The following is a 10,972-nucleotide window of genomic DNA, read 5'->3' on the forward strand; positions in this document are numbered from 1 at the left end:
CGAGTTGCCTTGCGGCAAGCGAGTGAGATTTCACCCCAGTTTGGAGCATACCTAGCAGCATAAGGATTATTCTCCTGTGAGCCTGCGGTACTCTTCACGGGCTTTGCGGTAGGCGCGGGAACCGACTTCAACACCCCATACCTTTGAAATGATTTCGGTGAGACGCCCCTCGCCCGTGATTTTGATTTTTTTGATTGCCTCGATAAGTTTTGCATCTTCGACCGCTTCAATGATTGTTCGTGGTTTAGCAGCTGGTGACTGCTGACTGTTGACTGTTAACGGTGAAGTGTCAACCGTTAATTGGTCACCGCTAACCGAATATGCGTTTGGGGGTGGCAACTGTGCAACAAACCCAGGCTCACCCGCTATCTTGAAGAATCCCCAATACTTGCGGGGGTCAGATTTCGGCAAGCCTTTGGAAATGGATTCACGCGCTGAGACTTGCTGCAACAATGGCTTGCGATCGCTCGCCGTCGGAACCGCGTCCTTGATTCCTTTTTTGGCATTCTCTCGGAGGTAAGCACGTACAAAATTATTGAGGTTTGGAATTTGAAAACCGTAAGCAGAACAGTTGGAGTTCTGACCGATGACCACAACCGCAATACCTCCACTTCTTCCAAGTCGAGCGGCTGAGAGAATTGGTTTAGATGCGTCTTTACTGTAGATGGAATAAATCTCCTCTGCTTCATCCACTACATATATACGCTTGGGGAAAGTTGGCATAGGTTGCCCTTCGTCCCGCGCTTTACGTTTTGCGCGTAGTCGATGGTAGACATCTTGCTTCATCACCTGGAGTCCTGCCAAGCAGTCGTTTTCAATCCAGTTCTCCTCATCTTCATCATCTGGATCATTGATTCCACCATACTGGGGAATCATTTGCACTCCGTCAATCTCCCAAGGTGAATCGGGGTCTTTCCCGTCAACAATGATTACTTCTACTAATTCACCATCCTCCTCAAAGATTCGCTTAATCAAGCAGATGTAATTGTTTACAAAAGTAGATTTACCGCTACCAGAATCACCATTGATGAATGCTGAGAGTCTGTCAGTATTCCGGATAAACTCAGCCAAGTAATCACCCTGTGGTTCCTCAATGATTACTCCCGCTGCTTCATCGATGCCGCCTATTAATTCATCCTCATAGAATGCATTAGGGGCAAAGTGGAATTCATAGATGCACTCATCTCCATCCCAAGTGATGGACGGTTCGCCCAACTTCACCCAACTACCGACTTCTTTGGCGATCGCCTCCAGCTTTCTACTTTGTTGTCCTGGTTCCAGGTCTACCCATATACTCACCTCTCGGCTACCAGGGATTTTCTGGTAACTGACCAGTCGGCAGTATACTTCATGTTGCTCTAACGCCTCTAGTAATAGCGCTGCTACCCATGCCGCGAATCCTTGCTTCGGGTCAGGTCGGTTGGCGATACGCATGATTTTATTTTGCAGCAGCGCTATGGTGTTCTCCCTCAGTTGAATTTCTGAGAGGAAATCTTGCTGTTGATGCTGCAACAGTTCTTCATAGTAAGCTTTGTTACTTTCTAGAACTTCACCAAATTTTTGCTCAGCAGCAATCAGCATCTGTTCCCATTGCTGATACTGTCGTGCTTTCTCGCGAAGTGCCAGTTCTGTTTCTTGGAGTGCTTGAGCTTTCTCCTCAAGCTGTTCCTGCAATGATTTGGCGGTTCGGTCAACCTCAGCAAGCACACCATCACGCCAGCGGGTACGATGTTGAGCAGCTGCTAATTCTGATTTAAGCCGCAAGCCTGGCACACGACGTAATACCCAGAAGCTAGCGCCCAAAGAAACCAAGTTGCTAATGATAAGAAAATCGGGGTAAGTAACCCCGAGTAGAATACCTGTAACACTAACGCTACAGGCACAGTAATTTTTTACTATCTCAAGAGAGAAATTATGCATGAGGTAATTGCTACCGGGATTAACCCACACTTAAGCATTATTTCTTGTGTACTAGGCTCAGGTTTTCCATACCTTTCCTGCCAGAAATACCAAAAAAGACCAGCAAGAAAAAGGAACAAGCCCCACACAAAGAGATGAAGTTGCAGAATTTTTGAGATTCTACAAAGTGTCATTGAACTGCTGACAACCAGCAAATAAAGCGACAACCAGTACATTAGAGATTCCCTTTTGGCTCATGGTCAAGTAACCCGCTAATGTTTTGGGTGATAAGTTCCGGTAGCTTCACTTCAATTTTGTACCCGTCGAGCCGCGCCATCATTTTATCGTGGCTTAAATCCTCTCTCGCTTGAGAATTGGTCATAAGCAACGATTCAAGTTCAATTCTCGATTTAATCAGGTTTTCTTTTTTCTTTTCAAGCTCAACGTTCTGCCGTTGAATTTCAACTGGTACAGATGCGATCGCCACCCTTGCTTCATTGGCGCTAATGCGTTCATTAGAAATTGCCACCTGATTTTTATTCCAGGCGCTCAATCCATTAATATATGAAGTCGAGGCATTGATTTGAGCAGTTGCAGCACCGAACATTTTTTGATGAGCATTATGCATTTTAGTCTGCACATCAAACTCAGCGCCTACCATATCCCATTCATTGCCGATGCGGCGACAGTTGGCAATATGGAGTTCCGCTTCCTTGTCAGTTTTACCCGTTGCTGAAACTGTAAGTTGTTCCAGCTTCGGCTTGATTCCTATTGTGTAATCAGCCCCACGGGTGAGTGGTTTTCTAAATTGATTTAGCGTTGTTGCCCCTTGTTTGGAATTAGCTTCTACCATCTTTAAGCGCCTCCTGTATCTGTCTCTCTACCGCCTCTTGCTTCCATCTATCAATTCGCGTTCCGATGTGTTCCATTCTTTGGGATGGGTTTAATAGCGATTCAGCACGGGCAAAAGATATTTGTGCATCAGTCAAGCCAACATATCCATAGTTTTCTTCGAGCAACTTTTCGTTTAAATCTTCCCATTGTGGCTCATCCCAAATTTCAGACATGGCGACGAGAACTTGCTGAAGTTTATACAGAAACTCTTCATTACTCATTGGCTTGCTTTGGGTTAGATGAAGTTTCCGTCGGTGAAGTTTCTGCCTGCCCTGTTTGTTCCTTTGGCTTTTCTTCCAGTATCCAAGCAGATGTAGGTGATTCAGGTTTCCCTGTTAGCAACCCGGTGTTTATATATTCAGTCATGTTAACCTCTCCCCATCTCTCTTCTGACTTGATTTTTCACAGGAGTCCATCTGTCTTTACCGTCGATATTCGCAACTGCGCTAAGCAAATCAGTCCGGTTTTTGTTGCGTTCAAAGCCATCTTGGTCACCGTTCCACATTGCATCTATGGCATCGCAATAAGAAACTGTTGCAACTTCAGCCACAAAATTTAAAAAATTATTGACTATTTCCACCTTGCCCCTCAATGCATTGATAAAACCGTTGTTTTTCTGCTGCGATCGCTCTTTGTTGAGCTTGCTGTATCTCATTCTCTGACCTCTGGTTCTTGGCGAAAAAGTATGAACCAAAAGCCGATAACCCAATGATTGCCGCAACTGCGATGATAAGTTGGGGTAGTCCACCAATAGATACACCTGTACTAGCTGATGGTCGATGCCCCCTCACGGGAACCCACCCAATCATCTCAGAGCGCTCATCTACTTCTGGATGCATGACGACCCCTATCAATCTAAGGTAGATGAGCCAGTGGATTCTGAGGCTGAGGATAAGAGCGCGGGTTGATTCCAGGCTTGGATCTGATTGCCCCACTCTTCCAAAGGGCTTGATGTACCCGTGGTGAATGCATCAAGAACCGCTGCCGTCTTCGGTCCATATTGCCCTGATTGCATAAATTTAATCGCACACATGAGGCTGTGAGCCTGGAAATTATCCGCTATCATCAAGCCTGCTTGCTCAGATTGCTGTTGTAGCAAGGATTGCAGATGTTGTCCGCCTTGTTCTGCATTCTTTTGTCCGGCGGATACTGTCGATTTTCCACGTCTACGCTCGTTTGTCATACTCCCTCCAGAATGTTTCCATGTGCTGTTTGATGTTTTCTTTGGCGACCTCTTTCCGTAGCATTCGCACCAACTGCGTGTATTGGTGCAGTATCTCTACAGAGTGGCGATCGCATACAGTTGAGTAAAATGTCCATTCAAAACCAGGAATTTTTAGCCCGATTAAGTCATCTCTGTATCTAGCAAGCGTAGAGATAGAGATGCCTAGAGTGCTGCATATATCCTGCTTTGTGAAGTACGCGATATTGGGTACTACGTCATCTAATGAATTTGTGAATAATTGCTGACACGCCATCCATGAATTCTTCAGAACTTTCAGAATTTGTTCAACTGATTTCATTAAAAAACCCATCCTTACAGATGGGTAGCGGCGAGAAGTCGTGGGTTAGTCCGTCAAATTGCCTGGGTCAAAAAAGGTGGCGGCTGTACCCGTCCTATATTTTGCCAGTACAGATCAAGCAATTGGCACAGCAGAAAAACAGGTGGTCTGGGGTCATCTGAAGTGAATGAACAATATCTTTCTGCTGTCCGGCGATCGCATGCTAGGTAAAAAGCAAGCGTTGTTAGTGATAATTTATATTTTTCTTTGAGTTCACGCGGATGCATAATTTAAATTGCCTCCTATCAGGCTGTTTCTGGTAGGTTGGTACGCTCTACTTCGGTGGAGTAAGGTCAGATGGAGAGCCTACCTCCGTCTGACGCCCTTTCCTTATGAATTGCGTACGCTATAAGTAGTCCTATATTATCAAATTTCATTAAATTGGTATCATATTTTTGATAAAAGATATAAAATCTTGAATAAAAGGATTGCTCAAGATTGTAGATGCGTAAATATCAGTTGGCTTACTACTATGTAACACCCGAAGACTCTAAACATATCGACACTTTCAAGGAGGTGTCGGGCGATTCGGACAAGGTCTTGGTAACGCAATTTACTCGAGGTTGGATTGCTAGAAACCGAGATTATTACCTTGATTTAGCTGAGTTTGACGCTCTTAATCGGGGAATGGGCGATTTTTCCCAATGGGTTGAGATAGTAGTTGAGCAGGGGGTTGAAAAACTACCGCCTTATATTAGGCAAATTCAAAATAATAGTCTTTTAGAAGCTAATCCCCTACGAACCATTGCTTTACCTCCTGATGCAGAAAGGAGAAGTATCAACTATATCGAGCTTGGTACACAAAACTATGCTCTATTGAAAATTGCCATTCATTATGACCGTGACTCTGCGATTGGATTTGTTTCGCGTATCATCCGTGAACATTTTCAGCGCAATTGGGAGAAGCTTTACGCTCCTCAAGTAGCTGCCGAGGATTATAAAAATTGGAAATTTAGGAGTAAAGAAAAATGACTACCACAGTCAATACTGAATTCACGACAGAATGCGTCCAAAAAGCAGTTCAAGCCATTCTTGACGTACTGGGCGAACCTGAAACCGACCTACACCGCGAAGCTTTAACAGCGTTTCAAAGCGGGGACCATCAGCGAGTAAAAAGACTGGCAGCTACCAATTTATCTGACTCTTACTGCAAAGCACTAGGATATCTTGGAGGAGCGCTCAAGTTAACTCCAAACACTGACACAATTCTGGCAGAGAGCGCTCGCAGTGCTTGTGAATATGTCAAAGAGAAGGCGCTTCGTCATCTCGGTACTAAGATTAACGAAGCGCTTTCTCTTAAACCAGGTGAATTACAATAATACCGCCCAGGTGCTTAGGGGTGAGTTAGGCGCTTGGGATGGCTGCGATTGCGATTCGGGGCACAAATTCCCTTGCAATCGCCCTCAAATTCCTGTCTTGAAATATCTGCCATCATGGTAAAATAAACACAAAACAAGAGCGCCCTCGTCTAGTAAACCTGAGCGCTCTCGCCTAAATATATTAATTCAAACTACGACTATGGTAGCAGAATTCAACGCGAATGCGATCGCCCAAACCGAAAACAACCAAAATTTTTTGGCTCAGATTCAAGAGCAAGCGGCGGAGTTGTCTAGAGTATTTTTGAGTTTTTGTCAAACGATTTGGGTTGCTCCCGGGTACATCAGCCCCCAAGGAATGGAAAGAGATAAGAGAGTCTTTGGGATGGCTGCCAAGTACGGCGACTCGATATGCTCAGGTCGCGGAGCATCTCATGGGGCTTGAAATCGAAAGTATCGAAGCGCTCGATATACAAACAATGATGGCTGTGAGCAGCGAGAAGTACCAGCCCATCATAGAAGAATTAGCAGAGAATCCTCTTAGCGTACAAGAGGTACGCTCGAGGATGAAATCAATAAATCAGGAAGCAAAGAAAGTAGCGCCAACAAAGAGCGATGTTATTCGGCGCGACGTGAACGGTCAGCGGTACGCCCAAATTCCTCCAGTGTATGACCAGAACGCCATATCCTCTCTGGCCAGGCAAATGTCCATGGAAGGTAAATCGGCGCAAACGATAGCAGCCGAAGGATTGCTACTGAGAGAGAAAGCGATTCTTGCTCTAAAAGGGTTAGAGATTCCGGAGCAGTTGAGTGAGGCAATCGCTCTCATCTTGCCCACAGAGGAAATAGTGCCTTTGATTGAAAAGGAAGCGACATTAGTTGAAGCTTCGCCTCAAACCTGGGAGAACGCGCAACAAGAACTAGCAGAATATATAGAATCGAAATCAGAGGAAACCGCGCCTGCTCTAAAAATTGGGGATAAGGTCAGCGTTGCCGGGCAAGTGGGAATAATTGTGGATTTTGAGGAGAAGCCACTCATTGATGAGATACATCCCGTGATTTCGTGGAGCGGTGGAGGACAAAGCGTTCTTTCACCACGAAATATAAAAGTAGAGGAGGTAGCAGCTTCAAAAAATATAGAATTTGCTTTAGGCGATAAAGTCTGGTACGGGAAAGAAAGGTATACCGTAGCATCGCTACCGGACGAAGACGGCGATATCTTAGTCGCTCGCCCCAACGGAACTACGAGATTCCTGGAAAGTACTGTACTGCAAAAATTGGAATGATTCCAGGACTTCGAGCGATATGGGAATTCCCATATCGATTCCTCTAAGATTTTTTGGAAATGCTTATACGCGCATCCATCCACGCCTAAAGCCTTAGAAACTGTCACCGCAGTGCCAACTGATCACTGGCGGCTGGTACTGCGTAGGTAGCTGTTCACTGTTTACTGATAACTGGGGGTACGCCGCGTATTTTTCGGCATCACTCCACAAAAAGCCAAGGCTTTATATTATAAAGTGAGCGTCGTATATTCGCGCTCACTTCTCAAAAATAATAATTATGGCTTCTACAGAACCTATCAAAAACAAGCCTAGCAAAACTGCTGTTCCTTTAGAATCAGCAGCACCTAAGCCAGAACAAGTAGATGATAATACACAAAACCAAGTAAATAACTTGGAAAAAGATGAAGTTGTGTCAAAAGAAGAACAGTCGCAACCTGCACCCCAAGAGGAAAACAAGACTGAAAATCAGTCAGAGACTACTGATTCTTCTGCATTATTTCAAGCAATTGGGATAATTACTGGCAAGGTAAATTTCACACTCTCAGAGGATAAGGAGAGAAGCACTATCACCATTGGCAACAAAGAATATCCACTGCTCTATGCTTCACGCAAACAGAGAGCATATGATGCGCTTAAGAAAGAGATAGAGGCGACTGGCGAATCTATCCAACGACTGGTTGTTTACCCCAACTTTACTCATTTCCCTGGCAGAGATCAGCCGCCGAACGTTAGCTTTCAAGTGGTTGGTTTTGACAAAGGACGCCAAGACGATACCATTTCACAGCAACTTCAGGACATGGAGTTTAAACTTTGCGGGCTGTGGCAGTTTATTCCTGTGTGCCGCACACCGTGTATCTCTGTTTTCAAGAATTTCACTAAGGAACGGCTGGATCATATTAAACAGTCGGAACCAGCAAGAAAAGTAAAATTCATGAAAGCGAGTCATTTACCTTTGTTCTGGAGAGACGCACTGGTACCGCCGTTCCGGTTCAATCCCAAAGCCCCAAAAGAAGAACAAGGACGCCCAGTATTCATACAGATTAAAGCAAAGTTCGTGCCGCATCGGGACGCTTTTGAATTTGACTCATTACTGGAATTGCCACAGGAGAAGCCACCAAGGTTCCTAAAAGCAAGTAAGGATGATAAAGCTACGGCAATGGCACAAAAGAAAGCGGCTCTTAAGGCTGCTGGCAAAGACTTTGGACCACCAAGAGGTAAACCAACTGCCTCAGGCTCGAGTGCTGAGCGAACATTTAAGGGCAAGCCCACAAAGGACTTCAAGGGCAAGCCGCTTGAGATGCCAAAGCCAAAACCAAAGACACAACAGTAATCGAAACAGTTATCAGTTATCAAGGAAGCGCAGTATCAGTTATCAAGGAAGCGCAGTACCAGTTATCAGTTATCAGTTATCAGTCATTTCTTGCTGTTGACTAGTCACTGCGGCTGGTACTGTTCACTGTTTTACTGTTTCAAGTTTGATTTCTAGGTGAGTTAAGCGTGTTTCTGTACTGTCGTCAATACGTGTGTCACTACCGTTTGCTAGTAATTCTTCCAGTTGGGCAAGACGAGTTTTGTCGGTTCGCGGACAAAGTGAAAATCGTCGCAGACTATGTGAAAATTTGTCGCAGACTAATTGAAAATATATTTGTGTAACCCTTATTTTTTCGTAATACACGGCGATCGCAATCTACAGAATTATTCCTCCAAAGCCTTATCCTGTATTGTGTTTGCACCTTTTCTGCCCAAGAGGAGTGGAAATTTTCAATTACTCCGCGAATTCGGTAGGAATTTTTCATATACTCCGCGACAAATTTTCATTTAGTCTGCGACATAGGGAGCCAGAACCCCTGTAACTCCGTTGAAAATTTTTCATTTAGTCCGCGAACCGACAAGTTTCTACACTTGTTTCTGTACCAGGAACCGAGCCCAAAATGCGTTGCAGACCTTGGATAACTAAATCGGTGGCTGTGGTGTTACGTTAAGCAGGCGATTGCGATTCGGGGCACTGCGCTCCGCGCAATCGCTCTGCTTGTTGTTCCTAAGATTGAATTCTTTATCTTGCCCATGAAAACCCTAGAGTTCAAATCGCCATTCGTCACTTGTCTATAGATGCGTGAGCCTCTGGCACAAATTCCCTTGCAATCGCCCCCAAATTCCTCTCTTGAAATGTCTGCCATCGTGGTAAAATACTGAAAAGCGAAGCGCCCACTGTCTGGAAAACTTGAGCGCCTCGCTTGAAAAATCTAAATTTCTTAAACCAATGGTAGCAGAATTCAACGCAGATGCGATCGCCCAAACCGAAAACAACCAAAATTTTTTGGCTCAGATTCAAGAGCAAGCGGCGGAGTTGTCTAGAGTATTTTTGAGTTTTTGTCAAACGATTTGGGTTGCTCCCGGGTACATCAGCCCCCAAGGAATGGAAAGAGATAAGAGAGTCTTTGGGATGGCTGCCAAGTACGGCGACTCGATATGCTCAGGTCGCGGAGCATCTCATGGGGCTTGAAATCGAAAGTATCGAAGCGCTCGATATACAAACAATGATGGCTGTGAGCAGCGAGAAGTACCAGCCCATCATAGAAGAATTAGCAGAGAATCCTCTTAGCGTACAAGAGGTACGCTCGAGGATGAAATCAATAAATCAGGAAGCAAAGAAAGTAGCGCCAACAAAGAGCGATGTTATTCGGCGCGACGTGAACGGTCAGCGGTACGCCCAAATTCCTCCAGTGTATGACCAGAACGCCATATCCTCTCTGGCCAGGCAAATGTCCATGGAAGGTAAATCGGCGCAAACGATAGCAGCCGAAGGATTGCTACTGAGAGAGAAAGCGATTCTTGCTCTAAAAGGGTTAGAGATTCCGGAGCAGTTGAGTGAGGCAATCGCTCTCATCTTGCCCACAGAGGAAATAGTGCCTTTGATTGAAAAGGAAGCGACATTAGTTGAAGCCTCGCCTCAAACCTGGGAGAAGGCACAACAGGAGCTAGCAGAATATATAGAATCTCAATCAGAAGAAACCGCGCCTGCGTCTAGGCTGGAAATTGGGGATAAGCGAGGCGTTGCTGGGCAAGTGGGAATAATTGTGGATTTTGAAGAGAAGCCACTTATCAACGAAACTTATCCTGTAATTGCCTGGAGCAGTGGGGGAACAAGTATTCTTTCGCCACAAAACGTGGAAGTGATAGAGAAGGCAGCAACCTCGAAAAAGGTAGAATTTGCGATTGGCGAGAAAGTCTGGTATCGCGGCGAAAGGTATACAGTGGCGTCAGAGCCAGACGAAGACGGCGACATCTTGGTCGAGCGACTAAACGGAGCCACAAGATTTCTGCAAGGTACTGTACTGCAAAAACTGGAATAATTCCAAGGCTTTGAGCGATCGCAGAACTACAAGAATTTATCGCTCAACGTCTGCGATGCACGTGAGGTGAGGAAGGCATTGGCAGTCAAGCTGGTTTATCAAGGTTACAAGTATCTCGGAAATTCAAACAATTTTAGATGTGTCACGCTTGTTCGATAACAGGCTGGAAGCACTAGCTGTCGAGGAATATGGAATTTCGGGACTGCGGTTAAACCACAAGGGAAGAAAAAGCCACTCTTTGTGCCGAACAGCGAGAAGAAGTATTGAGTTGGTTGCAAACACTCGTATTGCTGGGAACTTGGCAAGCTAGAATACAAATTGGCTTTTGAATATGACGTAACTAGGAAGTCAAAACGGAGCTATTACGATTTGTTTGATGCTGCAGGAATCAGTTTGAAGAAAACCACAAAGCAAAATCCAAAAGCCTCGCCAGACGCTGTTGCTGTAAAAAAAAACAGTCTTGTTACATTGTTGGCAAGCCGCAGAAAGGAAATAGAAGCAGGACTTTTGAGAGTATTGCTTATAGATGAGTGTCATCTGCTGTGGGGAGACTTAAGTGGTTATGTCTGGGGAAAAACTGACCAAGAAATAGCAGTACGAGCGTGTTAACGTAACCGTTCAGAGGGGTAGGAGAGCGATCGTAAAAAATTGCCACCAAAATC

Annotated in this window: 16 protein-coding genes and 1 pseudogene; 8 read left to right on the forward strand and 9 right to left on the reverse strand. The window is 45.1% G+C overall.

Translation table 11 applies throughout. The features are described from left to right. Nucleotides 1-66 precede the first annotated feature (66 nt). The 9 genes from ACM0OZ_RS46190 to ACM0OZ_RS46230 form a co-directional block, all read right to left on the reverse strand. Complete coding sequence (locus ACM0OZ_RS46190) at nucleotides 67-1,920, reverse strand: hypothetical protein (RefSeq protein WP_414589691.1); 1,854 nt, start codon at nucleotides 1,918-1,920, stop codon at nucleotides 67-69. A 214-nt stretch (nucleotides 1,921-2,134) separates the two neighbouring features. Beyond that, nucleotides 2,135-2,752 carry a hypothetical protein gene (locus ACM0OZ_RS46195; RefSeq protein WP_414589692.1) on the reverse strand — a complete coding sequence of 206 codons (618 nt, stop codon included), beginning with the start codon at nucleotides 2,750-2,752 and terminating at the stop codon, nucleotides 2,135-2,137. Beyond that, nucleotides 2,739-3,014 (reverse strand): hypothetical protein, encoded by a 276-nt coding sequence (locus tag ACM0OZ_RS46200; RefSeq protein ID WP_414589693.1) that lies wholly within the window; start codon nucleotides 3,012-3,014, stop codon nucleotides 2,739-2,741. Before ACM0OZ_RS46200 ends, ACM0OZ_RS46195 begins: the two co-directional genes overlap by 14 nt. Continuing rightward, nucleotides 3,007-3,159 carry a hypothetical protein gene (locus ACM0OZ_RS46205; RefSeq protein ID WP_414589694.1) on the reverse strand — a complete coding sequence of 51 codons (153 nt, stop codon included), beginning with the start codon at nucleotides 3,157-3,159 and terminating at the stop codon, nucleotides 3,007-3,009. The genes ACM0OZ_RS46200 and ACM0OZ_RS46205 overlap by 8 nt, the downstream gene beginning before the upstream one ends. A 1-nt stretch (nucleotide 3,160) precedes the next feature. After that, nucleotides 3,161-3,343 carry a hypothetical protein gene (locus ACM0OZ_RS46210; protein WP_414589695.1) on the reverse strand — a complete coding sequence of 61 codons (183 nt, stop codon included), beginning with the start codon at nucleotides 3,341-3,343 and terminating at the stop codon, nucleotides 3,161-3,163. Between the two features lie 13 nt (nucleotides 3,344-3,356). After that, entirely contained in the window at nucleotides 3,357-3,632 is a 276-nt protein-coding gene (locus ACM0OZ_RS46215) for a hypothetical protein (protein ID WP_414589696.1), read from the reverse strand. Between the two features lie 11 nt (nucleotides 3,633-3,643). Further along, nucleotides 3,644-3,976, reverse strand: coding sequence for a hypothetical protein (locus ACM0OZ_RS46220; RefSeq protein WP_414589697.1), 333 nt, complete (start codon nucleotides 3,974-3,976; stop codon nucleotides 3,644-3,646). Then, entirely contained in the window at nucleotides 3,960-4,316 is a 357-nt protein-coding gene (locus ACM0OZ_RS46225) for a hypothetical protein (protein ID WP_414589698.1), read from the reverse strand. The genes ACM0OZ_RS46220 and ACM0OZ_RS46225 overlap by 17 nt, the downstream gene beginning before the upstream one ends. Nucleotides 4,317-4,369: 53 nt before the next feature. Further along, a complete protein-coding gene (locus ACM0OZ_RS46230; RefSeq protein ID WP_414589700.1) occupies nucleotides 4,370-4,582 on the reverse strand; it encodes a hypothetical protein in 213 nt (70 codons plus the stop codon). A gap of 217 nt (nucleotides 4,583-4,799) precedes the next feature. Here ACM0OZ_RS46230 and ACM0OZ_RS46235 point away from each other — a divergent pair, with 217 nt between their 5' ends. From ACM0OZ_RS46235 to ACM0OZ_RS46270, 8 genes and pseudogenes are all read left to right on the forward strand, one after another. Next, on the forward strand, nucleotides 4,800-5,327 hold the full coding sequence (locus ACM0OZ_RS46235; RefSeq protein WP_414589701.1) for a transposase: 528 nt from the start codon (nucleotides 4,800-4,802) through the stop codon (nucleotides 5,325-5,327). Then, nucleotides 5,324-5,674 (forward strand): hypothetical protein, encoded by a 351-nt coding sequence (locus ACM0OZ_RS46240; RefSeq protein WP_414589702.1) that lies wholly within the window; start codon nucleotides 5,324-5,326, stop codon nucleotides 5,672-5,674. Before ACM0OZ_RS46235 ends, ACM0OZ_RS46240 begins: the two co-directional genes overlap by 4 nt. Nucleotides 5,675-5,873: 199 nt before the next feature. Continuing rightward, on the forward strand, nucleotides 5,874-6,116 hold the full coding sequence (locus ACM0OZ_RS46245; RefSeq protein ID WP_414589703.1) for a hypothetical protein: 243 nt from the start codon (nucleotides 5,874-5,876) through the stop codon (nucleotides 6,114-6,116). Then, complete coding sequence (locus tag ACM0OZ_RS46250; RefSeq protein WP_414589704.1) at nucleotides 6,106-6,957, forward strand: hypothetical protein; 852 nt, start codon at nucleotides 6,106-6,108, stop codon at nucleotides 6,955-6,957. The genes ACM0OZ_RS46245 and ACM0OZ_RS46250 overlap by 11 nt, the downstream gene beginning before the upstream one ends. A 277-nt stretch (nucleotides 6,958-7,234) precedes the next feature. After that, a complete protein-coding gene (locus tag ACM0OZ_RS46255) occupies nucleotides 7,235-8,287 on the forward strand; it encodes a hypothetical protein (RefSeq protein ID WP_414589705.1) in 1,053 nt (350 codons plus the stop codon). A gap of 930 nt (nucleotides 8,288-9,217) precedes the next feature. Then, a complete protein-coding gene (locus ACM0OZ_RS46260) occupies nucleotides 9,218-9,460 on the forward strand; it encodes a hypothetical protein (RefSeq protein WP_414589706.1) in 243 nt (80 codons plus the stop codon). Further along, the gene (locus ACM0OZ_RS46265; RefSeq protein ID WP_414589707.1) at nucleotides 9,450-10,310 is read left to right on the forward strand and encodes a hypothetical protein; all 861 of its coding nucleotides are present in this window, start codon (nucleotides 9,450-9,452) and stop codon (nucleotides 10,308-10,310) included. Before ACM0OZ_RS46260 ends, ACM0OZ_RS46265 begins: the two co-directional genes overlap by 11 nt. A gap of 14 nt (nucleotides 10,311-10,324) precedes the next feature. After that, a pseudogene (locus tag ACM0OZ_RS46270) lies at nucleotides 10,325-10,907 on the forward strand (helix-turn-helix domain-containing protein); the annotation flags it as partial. Nucleotides 10,908-10,972 lie beyond the last annotated feature (65 nt).

The sequence above is a fragment of the Scytonema sp. PCC 10023 genome (genome assembly GCF_963920835.1).
In the GTDB taxonomy this organism is placed as follows: domain Bacteria; phylum Cyanobacteriota; class Cyanobacteriia; order Cyanobacteriales; family Nostocaceae; genus Kalymmatonema.

Coding starts and splice junctions, on each gene's coding strand:
- ACM0OZ_RS46190 (WP_414589691.1), bottom strand. CDS start 1,920: ATGCATAATTTCTCTCTTGAGATAGTAAAAAATTACTGTGCCTGTAGC.
- ACM0OZ_RS46195 (WP_414589692.1), bottom strand. CDS start 2,752: ATGGTAGAAGCTAATTCCAAACAAGGGGCAACAACGCTAAATCAATTT.
- ACM0OZ_RS46200 (WP_414589693.1), bottom strand. CDS start 3,014: ATGAGTAATGAAGAGTTTCTGTATAAACTTCAGCAAGTTCTCGTCGCC.
- ACM0OZ_RS46205 (WP_414589694.1), bottom strand. CDS start 3,159: ATGACTGAATATATAAACACCGGGTTGCTAACAGGGAAACCTGAATCA.
- ACM0OZ_RS46215 (WP_414589696.1), bottom strand. CDS start 3,632: ATGCATCCAGAAGTAGATGAGCGCTCTGAGATGATTGGGTGGGTTCCC.
- ACM0OZ_RS46220 (WP_414589697.1), bottom strand. CDS start 3,976: ATGACAAACGAGCGTAGACGTGGAAAATCGACAGTATCCGCCGGACAA.
- ACM0OZ_RS46225 (WP_414589698.1), bottom strand. CDS start 4,316: ATGAAATCAGTTGAACAAATTCTGAAAGTTCTGAAGAATTCATGGATG.
- ACM0OZ_RS46230 (WP_414589700.1), bottom strand. CDS start 4,582: ATGCATCCGCGTGAACTCAAAGAAAAATATAAATTATCACTAACAACG.
- ACM0OZ_RS46235 (WP_414589701.1), top strand. CDS start 4,800: ATGCGTAAATATCAGTTGGCTTACTACTATGTAACACCCGAAGACTCT.
- ACM0OZ_RS46240 (WP_414589702.1), top strand. CDS start 5,324: ATGACTACCACAGTCAATACTGAATTCACGACAGAATGCGTCCAAAAA.
- ACM0OZ_RS46245 (WP_414589703.1), top strand. CDS start 5,874: ATGGTAGCAGAATTCAACGCGAATGCGATCGCCCAAACCGAAAACAAC.
- ACM0OZ_RS46250 (WP_414589704.1), top strand. CDS start 6,106: ATGGGGCTTGAAATCGAAAGTATCGAAGCGCTCGATATACAAACAATG.
- ACM0OZ_RS46255 (WP_414589705.1), top strand. CDS start 7,235: ATGGCTTCTACAGAACCTATCAAAAACAAGCCTAGCAAAACTGCTGTT.
- ACM0OZ_RS46260 (WP_414589706.1), top strand. CDS start 9,218: ATGGTAGCAGAATTCAACGCAGATGCGATCGCCCAAACCGAAAACAAC.
- ACM0OZ_RS46265 (WP_414589707.1), top strand. CDS start 9,450: ATGGGGCTTGAAATCGAAAGTATCGAAGCGCTCGATATACAAACAATG.